The organism is Olivibacter jilunii (assembly GCF_900607235.1).
GTDB classification, from domain to species: Bacteria; Bacteroidota; Bacteroidia; order Sphingobacteriales; family Sphingobacteriaceae; genus Olivibacter; species Olivibacter oleidegradans.
In genome coordinates this window covers 748684-766908 of record NZ_LR027848.1, presented here as the reverse complement: position 1 = coordinate 766908, position 18225 = coordinate 748684, and the positions used below count along the sequence as shown (strand labels likewise).

Below are 18225 nucleotides of genomic sequence, written 5' to 3'. Positions count from 1 at the left end.
AAGGTCATGGCGTATACTCGGGTTTCCAGTGTTGAACGGTTTCCGTCTCGGCTGCTAAATTGCCCATATGTATGGCAATTGTACTATCATATGCCGTATGCGCATTAGATAAAGGCTTATCATTGGTCACGATGCAATGAATAAAGTGTTGTAAAGAAAGCACGGAAGGATCGGGTAGCTGCTCATTCTTTTCCTTAAAAATCAGCTCTTCGGCTTCTCCTTGTGTTCTAGCCAGAAGCGTGGCGCCGGTAACGCCATCAACAGTACCTTGTTGGTTCTTTGTCGACTCTGCATAAATAAACGCTTTATCCCTTTGGATCTCTAAGGTGGCCCGATCTCCTAAAATCCGTATATTATAGCCGTTATAAGCGTTTGACAGCACAGAGGTTACGCTCGACTGGATGCCTTCGGGATATTCATAAACCGTTCGAATATGATCATAAGTCTCCCGACCATCTTTCCAATAATTGACGCCTCCAAACCCAACAACTTTTATAGGTCTCTTATCCAGTAAGTAATGCACCGCATCAATCTGATGTGCACATAATTCGGATAGGGGTCCGCCACAATAGGCGCGATACATCCGCCAATTGATCAGCTTTTCATCTTTCGGATTATTTACCGGAAAACGCCAATTAGAATTTCGATTATATTGACACTCAAAATGTGTAATCTTACCTAACCAATTTTGACTAATTACTTCCTTCACCTTATGATAAAGCGCGAAATAGCGATATTGAAACCCTACTTGGAATACCTTCGAAGACGCCTCAACAACCTTCCGTAAGTCGATTGCCTGTGGAATATCATAGGCCATGGCTTTCTCAAGATAGACGTGTTTTTCAGCTTGTATAGCATCTTTCGCCATCGGATGGTGTAAAAAGAGCGGTGTAGCAATAACGACAGCCTCGATGTTTTTGTCTTCCAACAATTTTCGATAATCCGTGTAGGTCGACACCTTATCTCCTACTATCTGACGGGCTTTATTAAGATGAGGTGGATAAACGTCGCATAATGCAGTGATCTTCACCCCGTTTATTCCCATTAATATTTTAGCTAAACCGGTACCCCGCGACCCGGTTCCAATAATACCTACCTGTACTTGATCAGTTGATAGTCTGCTCGAAAACAAAGGCAGTTTATCCAACGCCAGTGAGGAGAGCATCAGTCCGCTGCGCGTTAAAAACTCTTTTCTAGAATAATGATTAAATTTTTTCATGATTGGTTAAGAATTAACGGTTATTTAATATATGCGCGGAGTGGTAAGTTGGTTTCTTTCAACGCGGAAACTGCGAGCCCGGCAACACACTTCGCACCAAATTCCGATAGATGGGTATCGTCCTTTTTCCCCTTGGGTAAAGAAGCAAATTTTCCAGGTGGAATATGTAAAAATAATTTCTTGGATTGCTCCGGCCCTGTTTTTTCTAAAAAAGCAGCTACCAGTGCATGTAAATCGATAAGCGGTGTATGTGTTAACTTCGCTACTTCACCTACAACCGTTAAATAAGCGCCGTGGGTATCTACGATATGCCCTTCTTGATCGAACTTCCGATGTGGTATGGATGTAAATAGAATGGGATATGCTTTTTTTGCCTGTACCTCTCGAACATAGCGTTCTATATTTTGCTTGAAGGTCGTATATGGCTCTGTATGCCTGGCCGTATCTGGTTTGGCGTCATTATGGCCAAACTGAATAAATACGTAATCACCAGCCTTAACCTGTTGTATGACCTTCGACCAAAAGCCCTCATCACGGAAACTTTTTGAACTGCGCCCGCTCATTGCCTCATTATGTATATGTACGTGTTCTGTAAATAAAGAGGGTGTAAGCTGCATCCAACCACGGATGGGGTATCCTTTACCAAATTTATCGAGATAACTTGCCCTATAATCGGCCATGGTAGAATCACCAATGGAATAAATATGTATCTCTTCGGTTTGTTTAAAGCTAAATAGACATATAAGGCCTAATATCAGGCCAAACTTTTTCATATAACGGTAGGGTATCATCTCGCTGCGATTAAATGTTTACAATTAATAACCATAGTCTTGTGTTAGGTTCGGGTTGGCATCGATCGCGGTCTGTGGAATCGGAAATAGCTCGCTGTGATTGGCCCTAAAAAGCTGGGCAACATTGGTAATCCAAACATCTGTTAAGGCTGCCATCCAATTTACTCTTACAAAACCCTCAGGCGCGATTGCAGGACTCGCTTTATACAACGAATTTCCCCATACAACTTCCTGTTCTGCCGGTTTATAATACATGTACTGCGGGAGTTGATCATAGGGAGCTACCTTATTTTTCATTTTAGTCAACACATCCCGCACCTCTTGTATCTTCTGACCAATCAGATTCCAGCGAATAAGGTCGTATTTTCTGATCCCCTCGCCGCCAAATTCAAGGTAACGTTCCTGTACCAAGCTGTTAAAAAACCCCTCTTTGTCGTTTGGAATATTTCCGGTTTCGTTTCCACCGTAAGCACGGGTTCTCACTTCCTGTAAGGCTAATATGGCCTCGCTTGTGGGCCCATTATGGAGTTCATTTTCAGCCTCCGCAAACATCAATAGGACATCAGAAAATCGGATTAGTGGCCAATTTAAACCCGTTGCCTGAATGGCGGAGGAAAGGCGCGGATTGATCCAATCCGAACGGAATTTTCCGCTGGTCATATTCAACAAGGGTTGCACCTTTTTACTATAATCCGGATCATTATAATAAGGTGCACAGGTAACATCCCGTCGGGTATCCAACGAATCAAAGGCATAAAAATAAGCAGGAATAATTCTAATCTGGCCATTTCCTAATAAAGAGGTATTTCCCGGCACATAAAATCGCGGTCCATCATAATACCCTAAATTACTATCTGTTTCACGTCCCATAGCTACTTCAAATAAGATTTCGCCATGTGGGTCGAGCGTATACGCATCAATTCCATCTTTGAATACCGCCTGAAAGCTTGGATTGAGGGTATGTTGTTCCCGATGTTGCATGAGTTCATAACATTCATCTCGGGCAATCTGATAAAAAGACAGGTAATCACCTGTTCGTTCCATACGGTTACTTCTGCGAAGGGAAAAGCCAGCACGATACAGAGCCAGCCTTGCCCGTAAGGCCTTTGCGGCTCCTTTCGTAATACGCTCATCGTTACTTGCTTCCGTACGCCAGGGTAACAGCTCTTGCGCAGTTTTCAGATCTGCAATCAAACGATTGTAGATCGTATCACGATCAACCTTTGGCAGGGTAAGCTCCGCCTGGTCGGCTGCTGGTTCGAAAGGTGCCGGTAAATCCCCCCAATTTCGAATAAGCTCAAAATAAAACTGTGCCCTAAGGGTGAGAGCCTCTCCGTGCAATCTCTTTAGTTCCAACTGTTCAGAGGCCGTACCATTGCTGTACTGATCCATTGCGGGAATGTTTTTAATACAAATATTAGCTCGTTCGACACCTGCATATAATTGTTCAAAAGGCCCCGCGAGCTGTGCATTGGTTGCCTGTAAATTATAGCGGGATAAGTCTCTGGAACTGTTATCTGGAGCGGCACCATTCAAAACACCAACCATTTCATCACTGTCGTAAGGATACATCAAGCTTAACCGACTGCCATAGGCTTGTAAACCCGATAAACGATCATATACGCCTAGTACCGCACTTCTTGCATTAGGCAGGTTACTGAATACATAATTTTCACTGAACGCAGAGGGCGGTTCCAGGTCCAAATAGTTCTTGCATGAAAATAGCGATACGGAAAGTACAAGAACAAGGATTATTCTTTTTAAATGAATCTTGGATATCATGATCATGGTATTAAAGCGTAAGATTAAGACCGATAATAAATGTTTTACTTCTTGGGTAAGCTGAATAATCAACTCCAGGTGTCGTGGGCACGGCTCTCCGTGTATTCACCTCGGGATCATAACCTGAATAATTGGTAAACACCGCTAAATTATTCACGGTACCATAAACTCTTAACTTTTTAAGTTTGATTTTATGAAGCATAGCACTCGGAAAAGTATAGCCAAAAGTGATGTTATTTATCCTCAAAAAAGATCCGTCTTCCATTGCCCAAGATGTAGGGTACCAAGCACCTACACCGCTGATGGGCATCCAGATACCGGCATTCTGATTCAAGGCGGCCAAGGCATCAGGTGCTATCCCTTTTACCACCTGCTTTCCTCCCTCGGTTACCACTTGCTGTACTACCTGGCCATTACCATCGATGGTCTTCCAACGATCATTCATAATTGCTAAGGAGTTTGAATTGCTGCTGTAACCATTGGTAAATTCTATCTTATTGGCATTGTAAATTTTGTTTCCGTACACGAAATTCAAAAAAATGCTCATATCAAAATTCTTATAGGTGAATTGCTGATACAAACCGCCCGAAAATTTAGGTGTCGCATCGCCAATGATAGTCTTATCATTTTCATCAATCCGGTTGTTACCGTCGAGGTCTTTCAATTTCATCCATCCCGGCTGGGCAGTGCCGATGGCATTAGAAACATCCACCACACCATCTTTTAGCGTATAAATGGAAGTCGCCGGATCATAATGAAAATCGTTCACTGAATAGAAGCCGTCTGATACAAAGCCATACATAGTACCAACAGATTGACCTACCTGCACGACATAATCTGCCGGTTGACCAGAGATGCCAAAACCAGAGTATTCATAATAATAAGACTGGCTGTTGGATAATTTGTCAATCCGATTACGGTTAAAAGATAAATTGAATGCCGTATTCCACGTAAAGTTCTTATTGCTGACGGCCGTGGCATTGAGTTGAAATTCGATGCCCTTATTGGACGTATTACCGATATTCTGTAACTGTGTTTTATACCCTGAGGTAGTCGGTATAGGTACGTTTAACAATAAATCGTTCACTTTATTGTGATAGGCATCTATCGTAAGCTGTATACGGGAGTTAAACAGGGCAAGGTCCAACCCAATGTTTTTAGATACCGTAGTTTCCCATATCAGATCACGATTTGCCAAATCATTAACCGCCAGCCCCGGTAGTATTTGCTCATTGAGGGCATATTTAGAACCAATACCGAAGATATTTAAAAACAAGTAGTCGTCTATTCTGTCATTTCCAGCGGAGCCATAGCTTGCCCTCAATTTTATATCCGAAATGAAAGGCATATTTTTCAGGAAAGGTTCTGCTGAAAGCCGCCAGGCGATGGAGCCAGAAGGAAAGAAACCCCAACGTTTATCGGAAGCGAATCTAGAAGATGCATCGGCACGTATGCTAAAGGAAGCCAAATATTTATCCGCGAAAGCGTAGTTTGTTCGATTGAAAAAAGAGACCGTACGTGTTTCGGAATTATAGGTTTGCGGATAGGTTGGAATAACCGTACCGAGGCTTAATTGGGCCAGCGCCTTTTCAGCATTAATCCCCTCTGGAAAATAGCGCAATTGGTTTTCTGTCCTCTTGGACGATATGGTATAAAATTCATTCCCTACAATCGCATCGATATGATGTTGCTCGCGCTGTATCTTAAAGGTTAAGACATTACTGTTGTTAAAACTGTTGCGTTCGGTACCCAAGAGTGATACCATAGGCAAGCGCGCACCTAATGTTCTGGCCCTTGAAGTGATCCCATCATCAAAACGATTAATGTCTTCGAGTTGATAGTTAAAACCCGCTGCCGTGCGGAATGAAAGCCAGTCGTTGAACACATAATTGGCATAGCCATTCAGGTTGGTGACGCGTGTATGTCTATTTCTGTATTGTGCATTGCTTAGCTCTACCGGATTTATAATACCAAGCGCATTTCCTGTATTGGTCTCTTCATAATAGGCTTCATCCAGCTCTTCTTCCGACAAACCGCCAACAGTAAGAGGCCTATATTTTATGGTATGCCGAAGCATATTATAAGTCGACCCCGATTCATCTGAAGTTCCCGCTCCGTTTATTTTTTGATTATTGTAGCGAACATTAAAACCAACTTTCAGTTTACTGTTTACCTTATTATCGAATCGAAAATTGAGCATTTTCCGATTAAAGTCTGAGTTAAGCATAATACCTTCCTCATCATTGCTGGTTAAGCTTAAGTTATATTGAATGGCTTCTGTACCGCCCGTAATACTCAGATTATGCGTCTGCATGAATGCATCGTTGCCAAATGTTTTCTGTTGCCAGTCTATAAAAGGTTCGTTTTTATATTTTTCCAGTTCATTCCATTGACCGTACATTGTGGCAAAGCCCTCTTCCATACTGCTGTTTCCTCTCGTACGTTCATACTGCCTGATTACGAAATCATAAGGATGCATCACATCCAACTTATTCGCCAATTGCTTTAAGCCAAAAATATTACTGTAGCCTATCTCCGTTTTCATTTCCCTTCCGCCTTTTGTGGTGATAATCACGACACCATTCGCTCCTCGTGCCCCGTAAATTGCTGTAGAAGAGGCGTCTTTCAACACGTCAATGGATGCGATATCTTGAGGGGACAAGCTATTGAGGCCATCTTCTACTTGTATACCATCAATAATATATAAGGGTGAATTATCTTGGGTAATAGAACCTCCTCCTCGAATTTTCAACTGGACATTAGCCCCTGGTGAGCCTTCTGATGTAGTTACCTGCACACCTGCCAGCCTGCCGGTAAGTGCTTCCGCGGCTGAATTAATGGGGATGTCTTTTAATTGTTTATCATTTAGGGAAGAAACTGAGCCTGTTAGGTCTTTCCGGTTCACGGTAGCATATCCGATAGCCACCACCTCATCCAGCATTACTTGGTCTTTTTTGAGCGCGATCTGCAGTGTTTGCTGGTTCGTAATCGGTATCTCTTTCTGTAAATACCCCATTGATCTGACAACCAAGACGGCATTATTACCCGCTGGAAGTGATAGCTGAAAATGGCCATTTTCATCCGTCTGCGTAACGACGGATGATCTGAGAACTAGCACGGTAGCCCCTTTAATCGGTTCCTTCGAATCCGCATCCCGAACGGTGCCGCGAATAGTTTCACTTGTCTTGTTTTGTTGTGCATATCCTTTTCCGTACAAAAGGAGCACTACGAGTAGCCCTAATAAAGCTGTTGGATAGGTTTTTTTTCGTTTCATAATTTAAACAGTAGGTTTTTTCCGCTCCTAATAGGACGCGGATAACACGACCCTGAGTTTATATTGGTAAAAATTGGCTGTTGTACAGGAATATAAAGCAATATATACTCCTCGTATTCCAAAAATATCAGTTAACCGCATTGCTTTCATGAAAATGATCAAGCTATTAACGAGAACGTTGCCGAAAACTGGCAGGTTTCAATAGTGTTCGAATACGAACACCGGTTGTCCATATTCGAACAACAATTGAAATAACAATAGCCCAAACGGCTAAAAAGGACTCTTTTTGTTATGGCAATAAAGTTGAGTAAAGATATAAGACGCAAGATTGTCTGACTAGCGGGTAAGACGCAACGTCGTAAAGGAGCTTTTAACATCTCTTGATACCTGCCTACCGGCAGGCAGGCTTGATACTTAATACTTGATACCATGTTAAAAAATTACATAAAAATCGCTTGGCGAAATTTGTTACGCTACAAATTCGTTTCCTTCATCAACTTGTTTGGTTTGAGTATCGGAATCACCTGTTGCCTACTCATCGCCTTGTATGTACTTGATGAACTGAGTTATGACCGCTATAATAGCAAGGCAGACCAAATCTACCGAGTAGAACGAACTTTCTTAAATACAGAGAGTAAAAGCGTCTCCCTAGAACTCGGTGCGGTTGCGCCGCCTGTTGGTCCTTTATTACAAAACGACTTTAAGGAAATTCAGGCACTGACCAGCATACTTCCTATTGGGGGTATGACCTTTCAATACCAGGACAAGGTATTCAATGAGGATAATGTCTACTGTGCGGATGAAGACCTTTTTAAGGTCTTTGATTTTACGGTAACTAAAGGTGATCCGAAAACGGCACTGCAAGAACCTTATTCCATAATGCTTTCGGAAGAAATGGCCAAGAAGTATTTCGGAACGGAAAACCCTTTAAATAAGTTGTTAAAAGTTGACCAAAAGCTTACCGGTACGGTAACGGGCGTTTATAAATCGCTTCCTTCCAATGCGCATTGGCATCCCAATATCATGGTCTCTTTTTCTACATTAAGGGATACTGCAATATACGGAGAGGAACAACTTCGTACCAATTGGGGAAACAACGCGTTTTATACCTATGTTTTGTTGCCTAAAGATTACAATGCCGGCAAACTGGAAACACAATTTCCGTCTTTCTTAAACAGACATATTCCCGGTGCCGACAATAAAGCCCAGGAGTGGACCTTCCTTTCGTTAAGAAAACTAACAGATATTCACCTTCATTCTCATAAGGATTCCGAATTGGAAGAAAACGGCGATATCAAACGGGTTTATATCTTCTCTATAATAGGTCTTTTTATTTTACTGATCGCCTGTATCAATTATATGAACCTGTCCACCGCACGCTCCGCCCTGCGTGCAAAAGAAATTGGAATCCGGAAAGTAGTTGGAGCAGAGAAAACAGAATTGATTTATCAGTTCTTAAGCGAAAGTGTCCTGCTCTGCTTACTGGCCTCGTTGATATCGGTTGTATTGACAGGAATGGCATTGTCCGGATTAAATCTACTGGCCGGAAAGACCTTTACGCTAAACCACCTGCTACAAGTCCCCATTTTAATTGCCATTACGATTCTTCCCTTCATTATTGGTGTGTTATCAGGCATTTATCCCGCCCTATTTCTTTCCGGTTTCCAACCTATCAAAGTACTGAAAGGTATTTTCAAAACCGGCGAGCATACATTTTCGCTCCGAAAGGCACTTGTAGTTTTTCAGTTTTCCATTTCCATTATATTGATCGTTGGTACCCTGATTGTATTCAGGCAACTTCAGTACATCCAAAACAAAAGTTTGGGTTTTAACAAAGAACAGATCGTTGTGCTTAATAATAACCAAGGACTGGATGGTACTTTTCAATCGTTTAAAACCAGCCTATTGGCTAACCCGAACGTTAAGGAAGTAGGACGATCAAGCCGAATTCCTTCGGGAAGGTTGTTAGATGCGGCCGGGTCGCAAATTAACTTAGGAAATGGCCTCGCTCCTTCAAAGGCTGATATCAAATATGTACGTAGCGATGCCGGTTTTATCCCTACTTATGGAATAGATATCATTACCGGCAGGAATTTTCGCGCCGATAATGATCGAGACACTTCATCCTTTATTCTGAACGAAGCTGCAGTTCGTGTTCTGGGATTAACGCCGGAAGACGCGATTGGTAAACCTTTTAAATACGACACGAGGGCGGGACAAATTGTCGGCGTTATGAACGATTTCAATTTCGAATCTTTACATCAACGCATTTTGCCCTTAGTTTTGTTTAGTTCTACTGATGAGAATGGTTACGGGCGAATTTCGATTAAGGTTAACGGGAATGTCCAGCAAGCTTTAGCGCACTTACAAGCAGTCTGGGAAAAATACTTACCGGAAACACCTTTTACTTATACTTTTTTGGATGACCGTTTTGCCGATCTTTATAAAGCGGAACAGCAACAACAGGTAATATTTACCTTATTTTCGTGTATTGCCATTGCCATCGCCTGTTTGGGCTTGTTCGGCCTTTCTGCTTTTACCATCACACAGCGCGTCAAAGAAATAGGTATTCGAAAAGTACTAGGCGCCAGTACCACAACCATTATTCGACTACTTTCTACCGATTTTTTACGTCTAGTCCTCATTGCTGCGGTCATCGCTCTTCCCTTGGCGTGGTATGTTATGAGCAACTGGTTAAACGACTTTGCTTATCGCATTGAGATGGAATGGTGGATTTTTGGTTTTGCTTTAGTTATGGCCCTGATCATCGCTTTTGTAACGATCAGCTTTCAAGCAATTAAGGCCGCATTGGCCAATCCGGTGAATAGTTTGCGCAATGAGTGAGGCTGGTTATTAGTTGTTGGTTATTAGTTGTCGGTTATTTTGCTATGTTCTATTAAGAGCTGATAACAAATAGAATAATAATAGCGATGATTTCATTTTAATCCAAATAGTAATCTGATGAAAGGTATTCTTCTGATAAGGAATTCATAAGTAAGGAAACAAGCGGTTATCGTAGCGAGCAAAACCAAAACAAATTGAATACGTACATCTATATCCAATGGAAAGATAAAATAAGATCCAAGGTAAAGAAAAATCATATGAAGTATGTAAAATGGATACGCCGCACGGCTTAAATAGCAAAGTATGCTACTGGGATAATTGAAATATTTGTAAGCAAATGCAAAAAATGAAATAATCCAGCAATTCGACTCAATAGACAGCATATAAGTCGGCGCTGAAGACTGAAAATAAGTAATCCTTATTATAAAAAAGGTTACTGCAAACGCAAGAAACAGCCATCGCCACCTTAGAATCATATGCCAAAAGGTAGCACCACACAAGACAAAACAAAAGCCGAAGAAGAACGCCAGCATCCCCAGAACGAAACCATGCCATGTCATCGCATACAATTCAAAAGGCATCGGATCAATTAATAAAACTTCGGCGATAAATACACTCATTACTAATAGTATGCCTTGCGGACTACTAAATGTCTTTTTCATGCTATTCACTAGCCGACTATGTTCTTGCCGCTTTAAATAGAAAAAAATCGGCGCGAACATGATAACATAAACAAAAAGGTTACCAAGAAACCATAGATGGCCGGGACCGGGTAAATAGGCTGTATCAAAATGGTAATACCTTTGCCATATATAAAGGTGGAGCGGAACGATCGATAGCATCCCAAAAAGAAATGGAAGTAATATCCTTTTGGCTCTCTCCAGAAAAAGTTGTTTCCAGCTTCTATTTCTCATGGCAAAATAAACACCCATCCCTGACACATAAAATAAAAGTGGTATCCGCCATATGTTCATCATGCTCATAGGGATCCACAAAGCATCCCATGATTTTTCATTCGTGATAAAGCCGATCATCATCCCCCAAGGCTGGAAACCGATTGCTATATGATATATCAAGAGCAATGCAATCGCGATGACCCGCATCCAATCAATATCGTATCTTCTATCTAGTACTGGCATATTCTTTCCTTTTTCTTTGTATATTATTTCAATTGGGCGGCTATCTCCGGTCGAATTTTTTCGAGATATGCGTAATCCAACTCCAATCCAAAAGGCTCAAGCATTTTACCCATCATATCATAGGTACTCTTGACTTCGCTGAAGGGCGCTGCTACAGATTCGTAGGCTGTAGCTCCATATTTATTCTTTATTGTTTTATCAGCCCCACTATCCAGTAACATTTTGACAATATGAGGCCGACCAAAAAATGCGGCCGTAATAAGTGCAGTGGATCCCTCCTTATTCTGAAAATTCAGATCTGCTCCTGCGTCGATTAATAGCTTAACCATTTCCGGCTTATCAAATAACGCGGCGGATATTAGCGGACTTGACCCTCCATAAGGATCTTTCTTATTTAGATCTGTTCCCGCGTCGATATGCTGCTGAACAGCTTCCAAATTTCCCGTTATAACTGCTGTGTGGATATCAACTTTTGGAGCGGCAACCTTGTCCTTATCTTCAATAGCATTTTCCTTTTGGTTAGAACCGCCTCGACATCCAGTCATAATAAACAAGGCTATTAAAAAGGATAATGTAAAAGCTGCTTTTGATAAATTTCTTTCTTTCGTTTTCATGATGGCTAGTATTAGTTGTTTTCGATTTTTTTATGTTGTAAAGATCGTTCTAGTTCACATGGTACACTAAATAGCCATGCGGATAAAACCATCAAGTTTAGAGATGACAATATAAATTATGATGAATCGATATAAATTATGATGCATAATCGTTCAAATAGGTATATTTCCTTAATAACAATAAGCTCCAAACGCAGAGAAGAGACCAGCAATTTCCTTTTATATGTGACGGTATTATATTGCCTATAAAAAGGAATTTGTCTAAGTTTGATATGAAAAGATAAGATGTAAACCAATGCCTGATTATCAGCCCATTGCAAATGAGTTTATCCGTCAAATTGCTACCATCGTGGAGAAAAATCTCTCTAATGAGCAGTTTGGCGTTTCCGAGTTAGCTGAAGAGTTGAACATGAGCCGTTCAAACCTACTCCGTAAAGTGAGAAAGCTCAGCAATTTGTCAGTAAGTCAACTAATCAGGCAGGTGCGTTTAGAGCATGGGATGAATCTGCTACGGGAGTCTTCTTTAAACGTTTCTGAAGTAGCAGACCGTGTCGGTTTTAGCAGCACGTCCTATTTTATCAAGTGCTTTCGCGAATATTATGGCTTCCCTCCCGGAGCGGCTAATAGTCAAAGAGAAGCAACGGAAAATATTCCTCCTCCTGCTATTTCCAAAAACCGTAATCGGCGCTTCATTTTTATCTTACTATCTGCCGGGTTAATCGTTGTATTAGCCATCGCTTTACTCAGGTATGGTATGAAAGATTCATCTGCTAAGAGCTCACTTGAAAAATCGATTGCCGTATTACCTTTCAAAAATGACAGCAATGATTCCACTAATGTCTATTTAATCAATGGTCTCATGGAATCTACGCTCAATAACCTTCAAAAAATAAAAGATTTGAAAGTAACGAGTAGGACATCGTCCGAAAAGTACAGAAATATATTCAAATCCATCCCTGAGATGGCAAAAGAACTAAATGTAAATTATTTTGTAGAGGGGAGCGGTCAAAAGATCAGTAACCAAATTTTGTTAAATGTGCAGTTGATTGAAGCTCTAAATGATCGACACTTATGGTCTCGTCAATACCGCAGAGAGGTTAAAGATATTTTTCAATTGCAGCAGGATATTGCCAAAGACATTGCCAAAGAAGTTCAAGCGACCATTACTCGTGAAGAACGATCGAGGATTGAAAAAAATCCAACCGAGAATTTGGTGGCATACGACCTTTTTTTGAAAGGCAGCGATTTATTACATAAAGGTGGCCGTACCAATTTAGAGCAGGGCATCAGCTATTTCAAAAGGGCTATTAAAGAAGATCCTCAATTTGCCCTTGCTTATGCCGTTTCTGCCATCGCCTATTACTATCTGGATCTTTTTCAAGAAAGAAAAATTTATACCGCTGAAATGGGTTTTTACGCAGATAAAGCACTTTTATGCGACCCTCTTTTGCCCGAGAGCCTGATCGCTAAAGCTTTATTTTATGCACATCAAAAAGACCATGAGGCTGCCATTCCCTATCTTGAAAAAGCCTTGGAATACAATCCTAATTCCATTTTGGCTATCCACTTTTTATTAGATTTTTACAACTATTCTATTCCCAATACCGCCAAGTACCTCGAGTATGCGCTTCTAGGGGTTAAGTTGAATGCGGGATTACAAGATTCTACGACCACAAGCGTTAACTATTTACACCTCAGCAATGCGCTGATACAAACCGGATTTGTCGAAGAATCACTTCATTACATTAATAAGTCGATAAGTTACAACCCCGAAAATTCCTATGCCACCTGGGTAAAGGCAGCCATCCTTTTTGCCAAAGATAGTAATACCGAACAAACAAAACAGTTGTTGCTGAAAGAATGGGATAGAGATAGTACACAACTCCATATTTTGCAGGAAATAGGAAATGTTTACTGTTACATTGGTGACTATCAAGCCGCTTATCGGTATTACAAGCAATTTATTAAACTGCGTGAAGCTCAACGATTGGACATTTTTAAACACGTAGATCTTACTGTTGGAATCGTTCTAGCTAAATTGGGCTTTAACGAGGAGTCGAATAAATTCATAACCAGTTTTAAAGAGTTTGCGGACAATGACCAATCTATTTATAAGCATGTACACCTAGCTATGTACTACGCTTATCTGAAAGACAGCAAGAAAACCCTCGATCACTTGAAGCTATTTAGCAAGGTAGATAATTATCAATATTGGATACTTTTACTTGAAAGAGATCCTTTAGTTAAACCTTTTAGAAATCTGCCTGAATTCAAGACGGTAATGCATACCATCAAAACAAAGTTCTGGGATAAGCACAAGGAGATAAAGGTATCGCTAGAAGAAAAGGGATTACTATAGTAGAGGTATAAAAGCAAGCGTGCAATACAACCCGATGAAACTGCCAATTCACCAAATCAAGAATTCCACCACTTCCTTGCTGTCACTAAACGAATTTTGGATTGAGGAAAATCTTATTTATCTGCGGGAAAGATATGATTAACGGTTTAGCCCATCTCGTAATGAAATAAAACATCTTGCTCGCAACGGATGCGTATATTGTAAATTTATGCGTATATTTGCTTTATTAAGAATGGCCCATGAAAGCAAAATTAAATTTAACTATTGATGAACAGCTATTGGCACAGGTAAAAGCATATGCCACCCAAAAACACAGTAGTGTTTCCGAGCTTGTAGAAAGTTATTTTAGAACATTCATTGTGAAAAAGCCGCCTGAAAAAGGAATCGTTCAGCTTATTGAAAGTTTGCCAAAACCTGAAATCCAAGATCAAGCGGATTTGGCAAAAGATTATTTTGAGGATAACGCGGATAAATATGGCTTTTAAAGTATTGTTGGATGTCAACATTCTACTAGATTTTGTTCTCCAAAGAAAAGCCTATGAAGAAGGAAAAACCATTATAGTCTGGGCGGAACAAGGGAAGATAAAAGGATACATATCCCCTTCTGTCATACAAATATGTGCTTACTGGATCACCAAATCATATGGTCCCGTTAAAGCAAAAGAAATTCTCGGTTCGTTATTAAGCTTTTTAGACAGTATCGAAATTCCTCATGAACAGGTTTTGGCGGCGATCCATTCATCTATGACTGACGTGGAAGATGCTTTATTATATTATACGGCTCTGCATCATAAACTTGATTTTGTCATTAGTCGCGATCAACATTTTCAGAAAAACAGCCTCCCTTCTCTACCCGTTCTTTCTCCTCAGGAATTTATTAGATTGAATGCATGATTTAATCAGAAGAGGCTCCTAAAATCTTTACTATTGGTTATTAGTGGCTCGTTATTGGTTAGTAGACTAAAAAAAGATGCCGTTAGCGAGATATAAGACGTAACTCTACAAATAGGAGTTTAAGAATATCTTGATACCTGCCTACCGGCAGGCAGGCTTGATACTTGATACTTAAACAAAAAAAGCCTGTATCTTTGTCCTATTATGAAACTTGATATTAGCTCCCTCAGGCAGTACATCAGACTTTTCGACGCATTTAATCCTTATGAATTATATGCGCTTTTAAGATTAAGAAGTGAGGTGTTTGTCGTAGAACAAAATTGTGCCTATTTGGATGCCGATAATAAAGACCAGTTGTGCCATCATTTATTAATCTATCAGGACGAAACCTTGGCGGCCTATGCACGCTTGGTTCCTCCGGGTATATCCTATCGGGAAATGTCGATTGGCCGTATTATTACCAGCAAGCTCGCCAGAGGAACCGGCTTGGGAAAAGAGCTGATGAAGCGGTCCATTCAAGCGTGTTATGAGCTATTTGGCGAAGGTCCCATCCGTATCGCTGCTCAGGTATATGCCACACCCTTTTACGAATCACTTGGATTTGTTGTGGATGGAGAAGTCTATGATGAAGATGGGATTGATCATATTGAAATGATCAAGAAAGTAGACGCCTAGACAAATTCCCTTTAACGAAACTTAATCCACTGTACGGTATCGCACACTCTGCTGTCCGATATCGAACAGCCACATCACTTACACTAGCAAAATACACTAAAAATCAAGACCTTATAATGCCCATTCGATTTGGCAAAGTTTTTAAGCAATTCAATGAATAGCCGATACATCGCCGAAAAATTGACAATATGTTTAAAAATTATATCAAAATTGCGTGGAGAAACTTACGAAAACACAAATTCAATACAGCGATCAATATACTGGGCTTAGCGTGCGGCTTGTCCTTTGCATTGCTTATCGGTGCATTTGTATGGCAAGAACTTCGGGTCAATCAAGACATTAAACATATTGATCAGCAATATCTCTTAAAAAGTAATCTTAACGAATATTCCGCCATTGGTATGCTCCCGCGGGCTCTTAAGGAGAATTATCCCCATTTAGTAAAGAACTATTTCCGCTTTGATGGCATCACGGCTATTATTGCCTATGACGGCCAACCTGTTCAAAGTAACGCTATTGTAGCTGATTCAAGTTTATTTGAAATGTTCGGTTTCAAGTTACTTAGCGGCAATGTAAACCATGCATTAAAAACACCAAATCAGGTCATTTTATCAGCACCCTTTGCTAAGTGTCTGTTTGGGAATGAGGAGGTGCTGGGTAAACAACTTACTGTCCGGAACTTTAACAATCAAGAACAGCTTTTTACGATTGGTGGCGTGTTGGAAAACAAAGGAGAAAATGCTGTTTTAAACTTGACGGGCCCCGCGACAGATTTAATACTACCAATACAATCAACCAGCTTTTTTGGCCGACCTATTGACGATTGGCAAAGCCTTTATATAGCTTCCTATTTAGAGCTACAACCAAATGTCTCTCCAAGTTCTTTGGAGAAACCTATACGAGATCTCATTCAAGCACATGCTCCTAAAGCGATCGTAAAAGATTATAAAGCCTCGCTGGCGCCTTTAAAGACCTATCATCTGGAAAAAGGTGATGGATCGATTAAGCATTTGCTGTACACCGTCTCGATCGTTGCTTTTGCTATTTTGCTCTTGGCTGTCATTAATTTTGTTAATATTAGCATCAATACCTCCGCTAACCGATTGAAAGAAATTGGCATCAGAAAAGTGGTTGGGGGTACCAAAAAACAATTACAGGCCCAATTTATTGCTGAAGCCTTATTGGCTGTGGTTATATCTATGTTACTATCAATATGCCTTTATCCTTTCTTGTCGAAGGTAATATCCAACGTATTGGGAAAATCCATCCCCTCACTTTTCAACTTACCCGGGTCGTTTTGGATATTCGCTATCCTTAGTTGTTTAATAATAGGACTATTTGCCGGAGCCTATCCGGCGCTTCGTTTATCCTCGCTTCCTACCGTCCAGTCAGCACGCGGTAAGCTGGCACAAAGCAAAGATGGGTCCTTTCTTCTTCGGGGGTTAATCAGTGTTCAATTTGCTATTGCGCTGATTGCACTGACATCATCGGCTATTATTGCCCAACAGGTTAGTTTGTTCTTTAGCAAAAACCTAGGTTATGATAAAGAATATCTATTAACGGTACAGGTGCCACGCGATTGGACTGCAGAAGGCTTACGACATACCGAAGTATTAAGGCAAGAACTCGCTAAACTCCCCGAGGTTGAAAATATTTCCATCTCTTATGATATCCCCGGGGCGATGTCTTCGGGCAATACAAACGTTCTGAAAAACGCGACAGGCACCGATCCCATCAGTACCGGTTTAGTTTTTTCCGATCGGCATTTTGCCGAAACCTATAAAATACCGCTACTTGCGGGCAATTTTTATAGCCCTAACGAAGCGTCCGAACCTACGGACCGTGTAGTAATCAATGAAGCTTTATCAAAGGCACTTGGTTATACCAGTCCTGTCGATGCCGTTAATCAAGCCATTTATTTTACGGATGCAAGTTCTGCTATCATCTCGGGTGTAACAAAAAATTTTTATGGGACCTCTATGCACTTTCCCATCGGACCAATGCTATGGTTTAACATAAAAAACAGTAATGTTTACCGCTATTTCAGTATTCGCTTAAAACCAGGAAATGTCGGCGTTTCATTAAATCATTTAACCACTGCTTGGAAGCAAATATTACCAACCGCCCCGTTTGATTACACGTTTATGGATGCTAAACTAGCACAACAGTATAGGACGGAAATGCAGTTGAAACATGCAGGAACAGTAGCGACTATACTTGCAATGATCATCGTTCTATTAGGCATTGTAGGGCTTGTATCACACAATCTACAAAAAAGGGTGAAGGAAATAGGCATACGAAAGGTTTTAGGAGCCTCTGTTAGACAAATTATTTATCTGTTCATCCACGATGTATATCCACTGTTTCTATTAGCGGCATGCATAGCGGTACCAACTAGCTATTGGTTAATGAAAAAATGGTTAACAAATTATTATATAAGAACAGAACTGGAAGCAAGTACGTTTATTATACCCCTGTTGGTTTTAGGAGGAATTACATTATTCATAATTGCTTTGCAAACCATTAAAACAGCGCTTAATAAACCGGTTGATGCGTTGAGAAGTGAATAGATTTAGTTATTGGTTCTTGATTGTCAGCTGTTCGTAGACCTGTCAATCAAGATGCTGAAATCTG

The 18225-nt window shown here is 40.7% G+C and carries 12 protein-coding genes; 6 read left to right on the top strand and 6 right to left on the bottom strand.

Annotation, left to right across the window (positions count from 1 at the left end):
• Window positions 1-4: 4 nt before the first annotated feature.
• The 4 genes from E0E36_RS03260 to E0E36_RS03245 are packed head-to-tail and all read right to left on the bottom strand — an operon-like array spanning window position 5 to window position 7066.
• The gene (locus tag E0E36_RS03260) at window positions 5-1219 is read right to left on the bottom strand and encodes a Gfo/Idh/MocA family protein (RefSeq protein ID WP_130854710.1); all 1215 of its coding nucleotides are present in this window, start codon (window positions 1217-1219) and stop codon (window positions 5-7) included.
• 20 nt (window positions 1220-1239) lie between these two features.
• Window positions 1240-1992 (bottom strand): rhamnogalacturonan acetylesterase, encoded by a 753-nt coding sequence (locus E0E36_RS03255; RefSeq protein ID WP_130854709.1) that lies wholly within the window; start codon window positions 1990-1992, stop codon window positions 1240-1242.
• A gap of 42 nt (window positions 1993-2034) precedes the next feature.
• Complete coding sequence (locus E0E36_RS03250) at window positions 2035-3792, bottom strand: RagB/SusD family nutrient uptake outer membrane protein (protein WP_130854708.1); 1758 nt, start codon at window positions 3790-3792, stop codon at window positions 2035-2037.
• Between the two features lie 10 nt (window positions 3793-3802).
• Entirely contained in the window at window positions 3803-7066 is a 3264-nt protein-coding gene (locus E0E36_RS03245; protein WP_130854707.1) for a SusC/RagA family TonB-linked outer membrane protein, read from the bottom strand.
• A 429-nt stretch (window positions 7067-7495) separates the two neighbouring features.
• On the opposite strand from E0E36_RS03245, the gene E0E36_RS03240 reads away from it, so the two are divergent.
• The gene (locus tag E0E36_RS03240) at window positions 7496-9910 is read left to right on the top strand and encodes an ABC transporter permease (protein WP_130854706.1); all 2415 of its coding nucleotides are present in this window, start codon (window positions 7496-7498) and stop codon (window positions 9908-9910) included.
• A 92-nt stretch (window positions 9911-10002) separates the two neighbouring features.
• On the opposite strand, the gene E0E36_RS03235 is transcribed toward E0E36_RS03240, so the two are convergent.
• Window positions 10003-11049: an acyltransferase family protein gene (locus E0E36_RS03235; RefSeq protein WP_130854705.1), complete on the bottom strand. Its 1047-nt coding sequence runs from the start codon at window positions 11047-11049 to the stop codon at window positions 10003-10005.
• A 23-nt stretch (window positions 11050-11072) separates the two neighbouring features.
• Entirely contained in the window at window positions 11073-11663 is a 591-nt protein-coding gene (locus E0E36_RS03230; protein ID WP_130854704.1) for an ankyrin repeat domain-containing protein, read from the bottom strand.
• A gap of 295 nt (window positions 11664-11958) precedes the next feature.
• On the opposite strand from E0E36_RS03230, the gene E0E36_RS03225 reads away from it, so the two are divergent.
• The 5 genes from E0E36_RS03225 (at window position 11959) to E0E36_RS03205 (ending at window position 18161) form a co-directional block, all read left to right on the top strand.
• A complete protein-coding gene (locus tag E0E36_RS03225) occupies window positions 11959-14022 on the top strand; it encodes a helix-turn-helix domain-containing protein (RefSeq protein ID WP_130854703.1) in 2064 nt (687 codons plus the stop codon).
• A 239-nt stretch (window positions 14023-14261) separates the two neighbouring features.
• Window positions 14262-14507, top strand: coding sequence for a DUF6364 family protein (locus E0E36_RS03220; protein WP_130854702.1), 246 nt, complete (start codon window positions 14262-14264; stop codon window positions 14505-14507).
• Window positions 14497-14916 carry a type II toxin-antitoxin system VapC family toxin gene (locus E0E36_RS03215; RefSeq protein ID WP_130854701.1) on the top strand — a complete coding sequence of 140 codons (420 nt, stop codon included), beginning with the start codon at window positions 14497-14499 and terminating at the stop codon, window positions 14914-14916. Before E0E36_RS03220 ends, E0E36_RS03215 begins: the two co-directional genes overlap by 11 nt.
• A gap of 204 nt (window positions 14917-15120) precedes the next feature.
• Window positions 15121-15591, top strand: a complete 471-nt coding sequence (locus E0E36_RS03210; protein ID WP_130854700.1) for a GNAT family N-acetyltransferase — start codon at window positions 15121-15123, stop codon at window positions 15589-15591.
• Between the two features lie 188 nt (window positions 15592-15779).
• Entirely contained in the window at window positions 15780-18161 is a 2382-nt protein-coding gene (locus E0E36_RS03205; RefSeq protein ID WP_130854699.1) for an ABC transporter permease, read from the top strand.
• Window positions 18162-18225: the final 64 nt, after the last annotated feature.